This is a genomic window from Pseudoalteromonas sp. PA2MD11 (assembly GCF_017808125.1).
GTDB lineage: Bacteria > Pseudomonadota > Gammaproteobacteria > Enterobacterales > Alteromonadaceae > Pseudoalteromonas > Pseudoalteromonas simplex.
On record NZ_JADKNF010000004.1, the window covers coordinates 169516 to 184770 of the forward strand.

Genomic DNA, 15255 nt, shown 5'->3' on the forward strand with positions numbered 1-15255 from the left:
ACGGTAAGATAGCGCTAATTTTATTTAATCTTGAAGTTGTTATGTTTGAAACTCAGCATCTGCAAAGCACCACCCTTTTGTGTCACCCAGCTTATAAAGACGAGCTCACGCAACAGTGGTTCGATGCCAATTATTGGCAACAACAAGATAAAATCGTTGGTGCCAAAAAAGGTCGTGCAACAGCGTGGTTTTTTAAACATCAACAGCTTACAGGCGTTCTTCGTCACTATTGGCGTGGTGGTTTAATTGGTAAGTTACTGAGCGATCAGTACCTATATGTTGGTTTAAAGCAAACTCGTGTCTATAAAGAGTTTACACTGATGATGCGTTTGCTTGAACTTGGCCTAAATGTGCCGACCCCCATTGCAGCAAAAGTTACTACCCATGGCTTAATCTATCGCGGCGATATCATCACCGAAGCAGTAACAGGCGCCAAAAGCGTGTTAGATATTTTAATCACGCGTCCACTTAGCCAGTCTGAGCTAAAAGCGATAGCTGTCACTCTCAGCGAGTTTCACAATCATGGCGTCTATCACGCAGATTTAAACATTAATAACATCTTGTTCGATGATACAGGTAAGGTATTTATCATTGACTTTGACCGCGGTGAAATCAAACAGCCACATGCTAGCTGGCAAACAGAGAACATTAAGCGCCTTGCCCGTTCGTTTGCAAAAGAGCAAGGCCGTAATGAAGTGATGCATTGGCAACAAAGAGATTGGCAGTCACTGGTGTGTGACTACCAAGCATTGCTTAAGACTTAATTTTGCTAATTACGTTTGATGTTGAGCATCCATTAAGAAACTCAAGTACTTCGACTTTGCCGCCATGGCGTAATACATGATCGGCACCGGCAATTTGGTCAACGGTGTAATCACCGCCTTTAACCAGTACATCAGGGCTAATTTGCTCAATCAGCTTAGCTGGTGTGTCATTTTCTTCAATGCTGCCAAATGGAATAACCCAATCAACTGACGCTAGCGCACTTAACACCATGGCACGTTCATCCAGTGGATTAATTGGTCTTTCTGGGCCTTTTAAACGAGAGATTGATTCGTCATTATTTAAGCCAACAACAAGTCTATCGCCTCGCGCTTTAGCCTGAGCAAGGTAGCGCACATGACCTGCGTGAAGGATATCAAAGCAGCCATTAGTGAAAACTATTTTTTCACCATTTTGCTTAGCAAACTCAATGTGCTGAAGCACATCTTCAAACGGCGTTTGATAATGCTCGCCGGTTTGCTGTAAATATTGACCAAGCTTTCGGCTCAACTCTTCTGGGGACACGGTTGCGGCACCCAGTTTACTCACCGCAATACCAGCAGCGAGGTTGGCAATTTCAACCGCATCTTTTGCAGCCATACCCGCACCAAGCATCACTGCAAGCGTCGCGATTACAGTATCGCCAGCGCCGGTTACATCGCTGACTTCAAGCTGCTGGGCTGCAAAATCATGTTTTTCTGCTTGGCTGATTAACGACATCCCCTGCTCTGAGCGAGTTAACAACATAGCAGCAATGCCCGCTTCACTAATTAACTTACGAGCGCTGTCAGTCAAGTTTTGCTCAGAGTCCGTCAAACCACCAGCAAGCTTAAATTCGTTTAAGTTAGGCGTAATGTAATCTGCACCACGATACAAGCTTAAATCAGATGATTTAGGATCAATAAGAACCGTTTTACCTGCTTTCTTTGCAACCTGAACCATTTGTTGAATTAAGCTCAGTGAGCCTTTGTTATAGTCAGAAAACAACACAAAATCGTAGTCATTTAAAACCAGCTCTAAACGGTTTAATAACAGTTGACTGTGTTGCTCAGTAAAGGTCTCTTCAAGATCAAGACGCACAACTTGTTGATGGCGGCTGATTACTCGCATTTTAGAAATAGTCGGTAAATCGCAAACACTCACTAATTGCGAATCAATTTTCTCTGAACTTAAAATTGTTTCGAGGATTTGCCCACTTTCATCTTCACCAACTAAGCCTAGTAGGCCCACTTTACCATCTAAACGGGCAATATTTTTTGCAACGTTTGCTGCACCACCGGCTTTGTCTTCAAACTTACTGACTTTTACAACAGGTACAGGGGCTTCAGGCGAAATACGACCTGAGTCGCCATGCCAGTATCTATCTAGCATGACATCACCAACGACTAAAATACGCGCCTTTGAAAGGTTTTTTAGTAACGCTAAATCCATTACTTTTGCTCCGCTACAACCATATCGATGGCTTCGCATAACCAATGCCCGATAAACATGTGCGCCTCTTGGATACGCGCGGTTTCATCATTTTTAATAATAATAGGTAGCTTAGCGATATCTTTTACCTTACCACCATCTCGACCTGTTAATGCCACAGTAAAGGCGCCGATTTCATTTGCCGCTGCCAGTGCAAGATTGATGTTAGGGCTAGTGCCAGATGTGGTTAAGCCAATCACCAAATCTTCAGGCTTACATAACGCCTGCACTTGGCGCTCAAATACAGTATCAAAGTGATAGTCGTTACTATGAGCGGTTAAAATTGAGGTGTCTGTTGTTAATGCGATAGAAGCAAGTGGACCACGCTCCAATTTATAACGCACAACAAACTCAGCAGCTAAATGCTGCGCATCAGCCGCACTACCGCCATTACCAAACCAAATTACTTTACCACCTGCTTGCAAAGCACTGTGACAGGCTTCTAGTAGTTGCATTACTTCAGGGTGGTAGGTTTCCATCGTCTCAAACAACATTTGATGACGATTTAAACTTTCTAGGTAGCTTGCCGCTACAGAATCAAGATTTGACATAAATATTCCTTAAAAAGTATTAACGGCTTTGCTTACCAAAAATAGGCTACAGATAACCAAGTATAGTTATCGCCAAAAACATCTTCACCATAGGTAAGAGTTGTCTCTAATGTATGCTCGTTTAATTGACGCGTGTTACTTAGTTGAAGTTCAATTGCATCATCATATTCTCGACTAAATCCACCTATATCATACTCGTAGTTACTTTTATTCGAAATGGTTGAAACTTTAGCACGCCATAGAGACTGAAAAGATTCAGAATAAGTCACTTCTAAAACATTTACTTCAGACGGTACGCCGTCACCAAAGTAACGCTGATCTGCAGCAAAATGTCCAACAACAAATCCATCTACCGTATTACCCTTAGTAGGATAAATATAATTTTTATACCAAAAGCTGTGCATATTGGTATGTTCAAATCTAAAACTTATTGAGTCTGTTAATTTTGGGAAAAAAGCCCCTAAACTATAAGCGACATTACCAAACTGATAGTTTTTGTGCTCTTTAGTATCTTCACCACCGTATTCAAAATAAAGCTCTGTTGGCAATCCCCAATTAAAGTTAATTACATTTGTAATTGAAGCGAACTGATCGCCCAGCTCCGCATCAGAGCTACCTACTAATGCAACATTATCATTTCCGGCAGGATCAAAAAAAGCGTCAAATACATCTCCAGCATCTACTTTACGAGGCCCACCGCCAAACTGCATCATTCGGTTAAGGCCAATTTTCCAACCACTAATAGGTTCAATACTGAAGTGAGTACCCGCAAGTTTAGGCGTACCACTATGAAGTTCACCTTGATATAAAATACCATTCTCAACATGTTCTAACTCTGAATAATACAACTCAAAATCAAAATTCCACCAATTATGAGCAGGCTTTACCATACCGATCGAAATTGACGGGGCTGTTTTTGCGTTGGTTGAAATGATTTGTGCAGAATGCTTAAACGGCGAGAACCAATGTTCTTTATACCCAAGGTTTAACTGTAAATCTTCACCAGCAAAACTAATAAACGAATTGTAATTTACAAACTTATTTGCCTTGGCTCGGTAATCAACTCCAACCTGTACTAGCGTGTAATCATTGGCACGCCAAATACCTTCAAAAAAGCCTTGTCCCCATTCATCAGAGCTAAGTCCGCGTTGATTTGCTATTTTTTTACTGTTGTCTGTATCAACTTGTAATTTAACACCAGCACGTGTTACTGCATCATCACTTTGATAAGGCTTTATTTTATAACGGATAGCTGCGACTAGTCCTGGCTCTTTTTTTTCAAGCTCAAGAAGCGCACTTTCTACTTCCGATAAACGATAAGGTTTAACCATAGGCGCGCCTGTGGTTAAGGCAAACAAAGTATCTAATTGATGATCAAGCTGTGCATCCATACCCAGAGGTAAATAAGCGGTTGGTGCTGCAAATAAAGGCATTGAACAACTTAGAAAAGCACCAATTACCGAGGCTTTTATCATTTTAAATTTCATAACTGCTTCGTTGATTTATTAAGTAACCGAAATATTACCAAATTAGCTAACAGTAAACACTTTAAAACTTTCTTTAATAACCCTTTTTAACATTTTATATTTAGATCCCAAAGGTTCCACGCTATCATAACGTTTTACCTATATAGGCTAAGCAATGGCGCGCATTTTATACTCTTTACTTTTATACCTACTAAGCCCACTGGTTGTTTTTTACCTGTATGTTTTACGCGGCAAAAAGAATAAGGGTTACCGTGAGCATTTTGCTGAGCGCTTTGGCTTTTCGAACTTATCTCATCACGATGTTGTTTTTCATTGTGCCTCTGTAGGGGAAGTGTTAGCAGCAACGCCGCTTATCAAGGCCGTTCAATCAGAAAACCCTGCACTTACTATTTTAGTAACCTGCAATACCCCAACGGGTCGCGAACAAATAAAAAATAACTTTAAAGATGCGGTTAGCTGTAGTTATTTACCGATTGATTTTTTCTTCGCTACGAAGCGATTTTTAAAACGAGTCCAGCCAAATGTACTGTGTATTTTAGAAACTGAGCTTTGGCCAAACCTGATGGCACAAAGCAACAATAACGGCACAAAAGTACTTGTTTTAAATGCCCGGCTTTCAGCTAAATCACAGCAAGGCTACCAAAAGGTAATGCCTTTAACTAAAGTGATCATGCACTCTATTAGCGATCTGGCCAGTCATAATCAAGATGATGCAAAACGCTTTATTGAACTTGGTTTAAAGCCTGAAAAGGCACGCGTATTTGGCTCAATTAAATTTGATATCATGCCTACAGATGAGCAATTAAATAAAGTTGCAGCACTTAAAAACCAATATAACAACGAGCGATTTATCTGGGTTGCAGGCTCTACTCACCCTGTTGAACATGAGCTTATTTTAACTGCTCATAAGAAGCTGTTAAAAGCGTTACCCCACGCACTTTTGATTATTGCACCACGTCACCCAGAGCAATTTGATAAAGTCGCTGAAGTTTTAAAAAGCTCAAATTTGAGCTTTAGTCGTCGCAGTGAAGATAACTATAACAAGCAACAAGTTGTGTTAGCTGATACGTTAGGTGAGTTACAATGCTTATATGGTGTGGCAAACATCAGCTATGTTGGTGGTAGTTTAATCGAGCGAGGCGGCCATAATCCGTTAGAGTCAGCAGCGTTTTCTGTTGGCGTATTAGCAGGTCCTCATACCTATAACTTTGACCATATTTATCCTGAGCTGATTAGTGCTCAAGGAGCAAAAACCGTTACCGATGAAAATCACCTTGCTGACACACTTATCGCTTTGAGCACTGATGTACAAGAGACGATTAAGCTCGGTCAACAAGCTGCGAAATGCGTTGCTAACAATCAAGGCGCCATTAGTAAAACGGTTAAATTAATTCAGCATTACTTAGAAAAGTAAGATAGAAAAGTAAGATAGAAAAGTAAGATAGAAAAGAGAAATAATGTGACTTCAAAGCAAGCGATGAATCGCCCAGAAATACAAACGCGCGAATGGGTATCAAGCGTAATCGTAAAATACAATTTCTGCCCGTTTGCCCGTAAAGAAGTAGAAAGCAATTGCATTCATTATCAAATCAGTCAGTCTATTACGCTTGATGATGCAGTAATGGATATGCTTGAGCAATGTAGCGCGTTAGACCAACAAGCAGAGCGCGAAACCACTTTGTTGATGTTTGAGCAAGGCTTTAAAGATTTTGAAGAGTTCTTAGATTTAGTCGATTTAGCCAATGCGCTTTTAGCTGCACAAGGCTATGAAGGTAAGTATCAAATAGCCAACTTTCACCCTGACTATGTATTTGCTGATAGCGATGACAGCGATGCTGCAAACTATACGAATCGTGCACCTTACCCAACACTGCATTTAATCCGTGAAGCCAGCATGAGCGAAGCGTTAGACAGCTACGATGAGCCCGAATCTATCCCAGAGCACAACATTAAACTTGCAAGACGCAAAGGCATCGATTTTTGGCAGCAGCTACTGCAAAACTGCATCGATAAGCGCTAACACCTACCAGCGTTCTATAGATAAAAAGCCAGTAATGCTGGCTTTTTGTTTTTATAGCTATTAAATTTAGTGAGTTATTTTTTTACCCACTCACCGTTCACTTCAATGTAGTGACCCGGCTTCGTTTTCTCGATAGTTTTAGCAGCTGCAAGGGCTTCAACTTGCGCTAACGAAAGATTGTTCTTTTTCGCAAGTTTTAAATATTGCTCTTTACGCTTTGCATTAATTTCATCAACGACCGCTTTTGCTTCGCTGTTATTAACCACTAAACCTAAATAGCCTGAGCTGTCTTCACCTACTAAGCCTTGGCTTTTTGCATCATCAAGGCTGATAGCCCAAGCAGAGAAAGATAAACAAACAGCACTGATCAAGGTGATCACATTTAGTTTTTTAAGTTGTAATTTACGCATGTGTGCTCCTTAGAATAATTCGCTGTCATCACTGAATAAGGTATCTAGTTCTTTATCCACTTTTACGCGGATCTCATGGTCAACTTTTACATTTAAGTTAATTGTAATCGGCTCTTTTGCTGCCACTTCAACACGGTGGGTACAGGCACTCAGCATGCCTACCGCCGTGAGCATTACTAACCACTTAGCCATCATTGCTTCCTTTTTTTGCATACTCTTTCTCAACTCTTTGAGTAATTTCATCACTTAAACGCAGCGCTCTAAGTAAAGTAAATACATTCTCTTCATGATTATAATTAAAGTTCACTGCTTGCTGCTGCGCTTCATTATAACCCTCTAAATTAACACCTAAATGTAACCAGCCATCCGGTTTAAGGTTAACACTGCTACGTAACTTTTTAATATCTAAATTCTCAAGCAAACTCAGCGTGGTACTCAGCTCTTGTTGCTGCGCTTTTACAGCTTCAAAACCCGCATTATTGGTGATCAGTAATTTGCCATCCCCCTGATTAACTAACTGCCCTTGCTTTACCTCGATACCCTGTTGACTTATTACAACGGGTAAAGTGCCTGCTAAGCGCCCACTTAAGCTAATCCCTGATTCAGCATCAAGGGTGACCAACTTACTGGCATCAATATTTTCAAATTTAACAGTCGCGGTTTGGTTATCATTGAGTGGGCAATACTTATTAACCACAAATGCCCCGCCCATAACCTGACCAGTTAGATTAGCTGCGCAAGGCTGATTAGCTGTTACCTGCAACTGACCTTGTATATTTTTGACCACGACACCTGCGCGCAGTTCATTGAGTGTAAATTTAGTCGCTGCAATATTAAGCTGCCCTGAATTAAACGTGCCGTTCAAATTCACTGCAAAATCATTCGCTAGATAATCATTATAAAGCGCACTGAATTTACTTATTTGCACGTGCCCTTGTGCTTGCTGAAGATTTACATCCCCTTTTATATTGCCCGAAACGACTCCGTCGGTGACGGTAACTAGCGGCTCAAACTGAGCAATTATTGGGTTTAGCTTGGATACGGCCTGCTCTGGTATCACCAATTCAAATGGATGGGCAACCTCTGACATATGATGGCTAACAAGCGCTTCAAAGCCATCGGCAAATACATGATGTGTTGCCTGCAAGGCGCGGCTTTGAAGAGCTTTTGACACAACAGACAACTTATTTAAGCTAAGATCTGCTGTTGATAATTTAGCGGCTGTGGTTTTGGCATCAATATCAGCAAATAATTCCCCCACACTGAGATCTGTACTAAGAGTAAGCTCATTGCTAATTTTTGCTGCGTTAATATCATCATAAGTTAATGATTTAACCTTGCTATTAGCGTTAACAACTAGGTGCTGCTGGGCATTATACTCAGTGTTAATTGCGCTGCTAAAATCAGCTATCTGAGCCCCCGATATTAGGGCATTTTTAACACTAATATTGGTATTCAGTTTAGCTGTAGGGCTAGTAAATAACCCTTCAATATTTAGCTTTCCTTTAGCCCCAATACCTTCAACCCCAAAACCCTCAGTCAAAGCGCCATCAGACTGAAAATCTAAAAATGCAGGTAGTGAATCCACCGACAGTTGAAAATCAGCGCTAACGCTACTTTCATGCAAATGCGCGTTGAGCTTAAGCTCATCTATATCTTTACTATTAAAATCAATGCTAACTTGGCTATTCAGTGATGTGAGCGGATCCAGCAAAGAAAGGGATGTATTACTGACTGTCACCTCACTTTGCCCTTCTATAGCTTGCAGCTTTATGATTGGGGCTGAAAGATTTTTATCTTCTATACTCACTGGTTTTTCAATGTGTAACTGCCAAGTAAGCGGTAACTGCGCTTCAATAAATGATTGATGCTGTTGGTCTGCGATGCTGTTTAAGCAGTCTCGCTTTGCGCTCAGTTGATTTTGTAAAGCTGATAAATCCGCGTATAAATGCTGTTGATTTAATTGATACTTAGCACTCAATTGCCCTTCACTGGCAAAACCTAGGTCACACTCCCCTAAAGCATGCTGATAACTTGCATTGATTGAGCTTTCAATTGCAACTGTAATTCCATCAAACTTAATCTGTGACTGAATAGTAAAATGGCTGCTTTTTGGCAATGTTACGAACCTCTCTGCCACTTGCTCATCAAAGGTGATGTTGGCTTTGACTTCATAATTAGATATTACAACGTCTGCATTGAGATCCCGTGAAATCGTAAAATGATTTAGGCGTTTTTCTTGTATCGCCAGCCTAACAGGGGTGTCGGTAAACGGTGAGACTACGTCAAGCTGCTCAATGCTTATTAGCGGTCTTTGCTCGGGTAATACCAAGGCAAGCTTTTTAAATTCAGTTTGTGAAGCGTCTGGTTGTTGTTTATTTGTAAGGTCACTAACAATGAGGTTAGCGCGAGAAACACTAACCTGTTGCTTATTCGCAATAATGCCAGCTAACTCAATTTGCTGCCCTTGATAAGTTAAGCATAATTTCTCGATATTCAAATCAAGCTTGCGAGTTAATGACCAATCAACACAGTGAAGCGCAATGCCATTTTTACTGAGCATAGGTGTTAAATACCACGATGTCAGTGGTAACCTGAACAGATACGCCAACAGCACCATGCTTAGCACGATACCTAGTAATCCAACACACGCTCGCTTAAAACTCAAAAAACTCTCCTTGCTTCTCGCTTCTCGCTTCTCGCTTCTCGCTTCTCGCTTCTCGCTTCTCGCTTCTCAGAACATTATAAACAAAAAGGCCGCACATGATAGTGCAGCCTTTTTAGTTTAAACGGTTTGTATGAACCTAGCTTGTATAGCTAGGTACATAACTAAGTTCTAGCCAACGTTTTTACGAGCGTTGCGGAACATGCGCATCCATGGGCTATCTTCGCGCCACTCATCTGGGTGCCATGAGTTAGCAACAGTACGGAATACACGCTCTGGGTGCGGCATCATAACCGTTGCACGACCGTCAGTAGAAGTAATACCTGTGATACCTTCTGGCGAGCCATTAGGGTTAGCTGGGTATTGCGTTGTTGGGTTACCGTAGTTATCAACAAACTTCACTGCCACTGTACCTGACTCAAGCGCTGCTTTAACTGCATCAGCGCTTGCGAACTCAGCATGACCTTCACCGTGAGAAACAGCGATAGGCATACGTGAACCTGCCATACCATTAAAGAATACCGATGGGTTTTCTTGTACTTCTACAAGGCTAAAGCGAGCTTCAAAACGCTCTGACTTATTCGTTACGAAACGTGGCCAATGCTCAGTGCCTGGGATCAATTCTTTCAATGTTGAAAGCATTTGACAGCCATTACACACGCCTAAGCTGAATGTATCTTCGCGGTGGAAGAAGCTTTGGAACTGCTCACGCGCCATCTCATTAAATAAGATTGACTTAGCCCAGCCTTCACCTGCACCTAATACGTCACCGTAAGAGAAACCACCACATGCTACTAAGCCTTTAAATTGCTCAAGTGTTAAACGACCTTCAAGTATGTCGCTCATGTGCACGTCAACCGCAGCAAAGCCTGCACGGTTAAATGCCGCCGCCATTTCTAAGTGAGAGTTAACACCTTGCTCACGTAGAATCGCCATTTTCGGCTTCGCACCAGTTGCAATGTAAGGTGCTGCAACATCTTCGTTTAAGTCAAAGTTTAGTTTTACGTTAAGACCTGGGTCTTTTGCGTCAAACTTAGCGTCAAACTCTTGCTTAGCACACTCTGGGTTATCACGACGCGCTTGCATTTGGTAAGTTGTTTCTGCCCAAATAGTACGAAGCTCAGTGCGCGTGTGGTTAAGAACCACATCATCACCACGAGTGAATACCACGCGGTCATCAGCGTTTAGTGCACCAATTTCATGGCTGATAGCAGCTAAGCCGTGATCAGCAAGAACCGCTTTCACTGCGTCTAAATCAGCGTTTGCTACTTGGATAACCGCACCTAGCTCTTCATTATAAAGCGCTTCGATGTCTGAACCTGTTAAGCCTGCAAGGTCAACTGTTACACCCGTGTGACCAGCAAATGCCATTTCAGCGATAGTTGTGAATAAACCACCATCTGAACGGTCATGGTAAGCAAGTAACTTGTTATCAGCAACAAGCGCTTGCATTGCTTCATAGAAACCTTTTAATAGTGCTGGGTTATCAACATCAGGCGTTACATCACCTAGTTGCTTATAAACCTGTGCAAGGCTTGATGCGCCCATGCGGTTTTGACCCGCACCTAAATCAACTAATAATAGTGATGACTCACCTTTATCAATGCGTAGCTGTGGCGTTACTGTTTTACGCACATCTTCAACACGACCAAAGGCAGTAATGATCAGTGATAATGGCGCAGTAACCGATTTTTGCTCACCGTTTTCATCCCATTGAGTTTTCATCGACATTGAGTCTTTACCCACAGGGATAGTTAAACCAAGCGCCGGACAAAGCTCTTCACCTACCGCTTTTACAGCTTCGTAAAGGCCCGCATCTTCGCCTGGGTGACCTGCTGCGGCCATCCAGTTTGCAGATAGCTTGATATTTTCAAGGCCACCGATGTTCGCACACGCGATGTTCGTTAGTGACTCAGCCACAGCTAAACGAGCAGAAGCACCGTAGTTTAACAGTGCAGCTGGTGTACGTTCACCTAGTGACATTGCTTCACCGTGGTAAGTATCAAACGCAGCGGCTGTTACCGCACAGTTTGCTACTGGCACCTGCCAAGGACCGACCATTTGGTCACGCGCAACTAAACCCGTTACCGTACGGTCACCAATGGTGATTAAGAATGTTTTCTCAGCAATCGTTGGTAAGCGTAATAAACGCTGTGCAGCATCTGCCGCATCAATGTTAGCAACGTCTAATGGTTGCGATTGTGCTTTTTTCGATTCAACTTCGCGGTGCATTTTTGGTGCTTTACCAAGTAAAACATCAAGCGGAAGATCAACTGGGTTGTTACCGAAGTGGCTATCTTCAACCGTTAAGTGACGCTCTTCTGTTGCTTCACCAATAACAGCGTATTCTGCACGTTCACGTTTACAGATTGCTTCAAAGCGCGCGAAGTCTTCTGCTGCAACTGCTAATACGTAACGCTCTTGAGATTCGTTACACCAAATTTCGTGTGGTGCCATACCCGGCTCATCGTTTGGAATGTCACGAAGTTGGAATTTACCACCACGACCACCGTCGTCTACAAGCTCAGGGAATGCGTTTGAAAGACCACCTGCACCCACATCGTGGATGAAAGCGATTGGGTTTGCATCACCTAGCTGCCAACATTTATCGATAACTTCCTGACAACGACGTTCCATTTCTGGGTTTTCACGTTGTACCGATGCAAAGTCTAAGTCTTCGTTTGATTGACCTGATGTCATACTAGACGCAGCACCACCACCAAGGCCGATGTTCATTGCCGGACCACCTAGTGCAATTAGCTTAGCACCTACAGGGATTTCGCCTTTTTGAACATGCTCAGAACGAATGTTACCTAAACCACCTGCAAGCATGATTGGCTTGTGGTAACCACGTACCTCGATACCGTTATGGCTTGATACTTTCTCTTCGTATGTACGGAAGTAACCAAGTAGGTTTGGACGACCAAATTCGTTATTGAATGCCGCACCACCTAATGGGCCTTCAGTCATAATATCAAGTGCATTAACGATACGACCTGGCTTACCAAAGTCTGTTTCCCATGGCTGCTCGTAGCCAGGAATACGTAGGTTAGATACAGTGAAGCCAACTAAACCAGCTTTAGGTTTAGAGCCGCGGCCTGTTGCCCCCTCATCACGGATCTCACCACCAGAACCTGTTGATGCACCAGAGAATGGCGCAATCGCTGTTGGGTGGTTGTGCGTTTCAACTTTCATCAAGATTTCGATGTTTTCTTGATGATATGCATACTCGCCTTCGTTATTCGGGAAGAAACGACCTGCTAACGACCCCTTCATTACTGCTGCGTTATCTTTATATGCAGATAGTACGTTTTCAGGGTTTTGCTCGTAAGTGTTTTTGATCATTTTGAACAATGATTTTGGCTGTTCGATGCCATCAATTGTCCAATCAGCGTTAAAGATTTTGTGACGACAATGCTCAGAGTTTGCTTGTGCAAACATGAATAATTCGATGTCGTTCGGGTTACGCCCTAACTTTTGGAAGTTTTCTACCAAGTAATCAATTTCGTCATCTGCAAGCGCAAAACCTTGCTCAACGTTTGCTTTAGCAAGCGCTTCACGGCCACCACCTAAAATGTCAACTGATGACATTGGACGCGGCTCATCGTGACGGAATAATTTAGCTGCATCAGCCATATCCGCGTGCGTTGCTTCAGTCATACGGTCATGTAATAACGCTGCAACTTCAGCTGTTTGCTCAGCTGATAAATTACCTTCTACGTAGTATGCAATACCACGCTCAACACGGTGAACTTGGCTTAAGCCACAGTTATGTGCGATGTCAGTTGCTTTTGATGCCCAAGGCGAGATAGTACCTGGACGCGGCGTTACAAGAATTAACGTGCCAGCAGGGGTATGCTCGGCAATTGTTGGACCGTAAGTAAGCAGTTTTTCCAGCTTGGTTTGCTCATCAGCTGAAAGCTCAGCTGTAAGATCAGCAAAATGCATGAACTCTGCGTAAACGTCAGTGACTGGAAGTTGTGCCTGTTGGCAACGCGCTAAAATTTTCTGAACTCTAAAATCGGAAAGTGCTGGTGCACCACGAAGGATCAACATAGGTATTTTCATCCGGGGTTAGGGATTGAACGATATTTTAGGCGCATATTATAGTGCAAATAACGTCTAGATTTAACTCAAAATTACGCTTTTATTTAAATAATCTTCATAACCGCTTTTAAGGTTGCAACAATTAACTAGCTTAGTCGTCTTTATTTCTCTGCAGGTTCTTGTTCTGTATGACTTATCTACCATCTGCCTTGTTATAGTTATTAATTTTTAAATAGATCTATAACACTATTCGCCAAGTGACGTGGCTTAGAAGTTTTGTTATAACACTAAGGTAATGGTTTAAGGGGCATTTATAATTTATGCAAAAGTTACTCGCTATTTTTAGTTTAGTGCTCATGTTATGTGCGTGCGATATGCAACAGCAACCGTCGCAACTTGCTCATATCAAGGCGCAGAACAAAATTAGAGTCGGCACATTAGCTGGTGCGAGTAATTACTATCAGGCTCCACAAGGTGTGCAAGGCTTTGAATATGAGCTCGCCCAAGAATTTGCTGACTATGTTGGTGTAGAGCTCGAGATGGTGCCTTTTTTTAATCTATCCGATATGTTCGCACGCTTAGAAAATGGCGATTTAGATATTATAGCGTCAGGTCTTACCTATAATACAATTCGGGCAGAGCATTACCGCTTCGGCCCAACCTATCGCACCATAAGCCAAAAATTAGTTTATAAACAAGGCCGTAATAGACCCCGTGAATTTGCGGATTTAACCGGCAATCTGACTGTTCTCGCCAAAAGCAGTCACTCGTTGGCACTACAACAATTAAAACAACTTAATCCAGAACTTAGTTGGAACGAAACAGAAGATATGGATGAAGAAGAGCTTCTGCAAGCTGTTATCGACGGTGAAATTGATTACACCCTAGCAGACTCGCACACCTTATCGCTGTTTCGCCGCTATCACCCAAACTTGAGTATCGGCTTTTCGGTTACCCGCAATGACCCTATCGCTTGGCTACTTAGAAAAGATGGTGACGACTCATTATATGCCTTAATGGTGCCATTTTTTGGCGATGTAAAACAAAGCAACCAGCTTTATGTGCTAGAAGAAAAATATTTCGGCCATGTTCGCCAGTTTAATTATGTGAACACACTTGCTTATATCGAAGCAATAAAAGACACTTTACCTAAATACCAACCTTGGTTTGAGCAATACGCAGGTAACATAGACTGGCGATTACTGGCAGCTTTGAGTTATCAAGAATCAATGTGGAACCCAAGGGCTAAGTCACCAACCGGTGTACGTGGCATAATGATGCTAACCCAAGCAACAGCAAAACAGGTCGGCGTAACAAATCGACTAGAGCCTGAGCAAAATATTAAAGGCGGTGCGCAGTATCTTGCCAAAGTAATTTCTTGGATCCCTGAACGCATTCCGCAGCCCGACAGAACCTGGTTTGCTTTAGCCTCTTATAATGTTGGCTGGGGACACGTCAACGACGCACGGATTATTACCGAGCAAGAAGGTGCAAGTCCCGATAAGTGGGCTGATGTTAAAAAGCGCTTACCGCTTTTAATTAAAAAGCGTTACTATCGAAAAACCAAATATGGTTATGCCCGTGGCGATGTTGCAGTAAAATACGTTGATAATATTCGTCGCTATTACGACGCACTGGTTTGGCTTGATGAAAATGATGCGATTGCTAACCCAAGCGAAGAAGAGCAAAGCACTGATGAAGCTAAACCTGAAGCGCAAGCGAGCGAACCAAAGCCAAATGACAACACGCAACAAACCAACTCAGAGCAGCAAGAATTAGAAAACAACTAACCTCAAGCACCGAAATCTGTTTACTTGTCATCAAATGATCATTATCTTTTAGT

Annotated in this window: 11 protein-coding genes; 4 read left to right on the top strand and 7 right to left on the bottom strand. The window is 42.4% G+C overall.

Going from position 1 to position 15255, the window contains the following annotated elements:
- Positions 1–41 precede the first annotated feature (41 nt).
- Positions 42–764 (top strand): 3-deoxy-D-manno-octulosonic acid kinase, encoded by a 723-nt coding sequence (locus ISP07_RS07115; protein ID WP_209327197.1) that lies wholly within the window; start codon positions 42–44, stop codon positions 762–764.
- Here the strand turns inward: ISP07_RS07115 and hldE are convergent.
- From hldE to ISP07_RS07130, 3 genes are read right to left on the bottom strand one after another with little or no spacing between them, the layout of a single operon-like run.
- Entirely contained in the window at positions 754–2193 is a 1440-nt protein-coding gene (gene hldE, locus ISP07_RS07120; protein WP_209327257.1) for a bifunctional D-glycero-beta-D-manno-heptose-7-phosphate kinase/D-glycero-beta-D-manno-heptose 1-phosphate adenylyltransferase HldE, read from the bottom strand. The genes ISP07_RS07115 and hldE overlap by 11 nt on opposite strands.
- Positions 2193–2783, bottom strand: a complete 591-nt coding sequence (locus ISP07_RS07125; protein WP_054560969.1) for a D-sedoheptulose-7-phosphate isomerase — start codon at positions 2781–2783, stop codon at positions 2193–2195. The genes hldE and ISP07_RS07125 overlap by 1 nt, the downstream gene beginning before the upstream one ends.
- A 32-nt stretch (positions 2784–2815) precedes the next feature.
- Positions 2816–4270 (bottom strand): capsule assembly Wzi family protein, encoded by a 1455-nt coding sequence (locus ISP07_RS07130; RefSeq protein WP_209327198.1) that lies wholly within the window; start codon positions 4268–4270, stop codon positions 2816–2818.
- Positions 4271–4424: 154 nt separating this feature from the next.
- Here ISP07_RS07130 and waaA point away from each other — a divergent pair, with 154 nt between their 5' ends.
- A complete protein-coding gene (gene waaA / locus ISP07_RS07135) occupies positions 4425–5684 on the top strand; it encodes a lipid IV(A) 3-deoxy-D-manno-octulosonic acid transferase (protein WP_209327199.1) in 1260 nt (419 codons plus the stop codon).
- Positions 5685–5747: 63 nt separating this feature from the next.
- On the top strand, positions 5748–6290 hold the full coding sequence (locus ISP07_RS07140; RefSeq protein ID WP_209327258.1) for a DUF1415 domain-containing protein: 543 nt from the start codon (positions 5748–5750) through the stop codon (positions 6288–6290).
- A 74-nt stretch (positions 6291–6364) separates the two neighbouring features.
- On the opposite strand, the gene ISP07_RS07145 is transcribed toward ISP07_RS07140, so the two are convergent.
- From ISP07_RS07145 to purL, 4 genes are all read right to left on the bottom strand, one after another.
- The gene (locus ISP07_RS07145; RefSeq protein ID WP_054551056.1) at positions 6365–6700 is read right to left on the bottom strand and encodes a YdbL family protein; all 336 of its coding nucleotides are present in this window, start codon (positions 6698–6700) and stop codon (positions 6365–6367) included.
- Positions 6701–6709: 9 nt separating this feature from the next.
- On the bottom strand, positions 6710–6892 hold the full coding sequence (locus ISP07_RS07150) for a YnbE family lipoprotein (RefSeq protein WP_054551055.1): 183 nt from the start codon (positions 6890–6892) through the stop codon (positions 6710–6712).
- Entirely contained in the window at positions 6885–9368 is a 2484-nt protein-coding gene (locus tag ISP07_RS07155) for a YdbH domain-containing protein (RefSeq protein WP_209327200.1), read from the bottom strand. The genes ISP07_RS07150 and ISP07_RS07155 overlap by 8 nt, the downstream gene beginning before the upstream one ends.
- A gap of 168 nt (positions 9369–9536) precedes the next feature.
- Entirely contained in the window at positions 9537–13421 is a 3885-nt protein-coding gene (purL, locus tag ISP07_RS07160; RefSeq protein WP_209327201.1) for a phosphoribosylformylglycinamidine synthase, read from the bottom strand.
- Between the two features lie 311 nt (positions 13422–13732).
- On the opposite strand from purL, the gene mltF reads away from it, so the two are divergent.
- On the top strand, positions 13733–15202 hold the full coding sequence (mltF, locus tag ISP07_RS07165) for a membrane-bound lytic murein transglycosylase MltF (protein ID WP_209327202.1): 1470 nt from the start codon (positions 13733–13735) through the stop codon (positions 15200–15202).
- Positions 15203–15255: the final 53 nt, after the last annotated feature.

Coding starts and splice junctions, on each gene's coding strand:
- waaA (WP_209327199.1), top strand. CDS start 4,425: ATGGCGCGCATTTTATACTCTTTACTTTTATACCTACTAAGCCCACTG.
- ISP07_RS07130 (WP_209327198.1), bottom strand. CDS start 4,270: ATGAAATTTAAAATGATAAAAGCCTCGGTAATTGGTGCTTTTCTAAGT.
- ISP07_RS07115 (WP_209327197.1), top strand. CDS start 42: ATGTTTGAAACTCAGCATCTGCAAAGCACCACCCTTTTGTGTCACCCA.
- ISP07_RS07125 (WP_054560969.1), bottom strand. CDS start 2,783: ATGTCAAATCTTGATTCTGTAGCGGCAAGCTACCTAGAAAGTTTAAAT.
- ISP07_RS07140 (WP_209327258.1), top strand. CDS start 5,748: ATGAATCGCCCAGAAATACAAACGCGCGAATGGGTATCAAGCGTAATC.
- mltF (WP_209327202.1), top strand. CDS start 13,733: ATGCAAAAGTTACTCGCTATTTTTAGTTTAGTGCTCATGTTATGTGCG.
- ISP07_RS07145 (WP_054551056.1), bottom strand. CDS start 6,700: ATGCGTAAATTACAACTTAAAAAACTAAATGTGATCACCTTGATCAGT.
- purL (WP_209327201.1), bottom strand. CDS start 13,421: ATGTTGATCCTTCGTGGTGCACCAGCACTTTCCGATTTTAGAGTTCAG.
- hldE (WP_209327257.1), bottom strand. CDS start 2,193: ATGGATTTAGCGTTACTAAAAAACCTTTCAAAGGCGCGTATTTTAGTC.
- ISP07_RS07150 (WP_054551055.1), bottom strand. CDS start 6,892: ATGGCTAAGTGGTTAGTAATGCTCACGGCGGTAGGCATGCTGAGTGCC.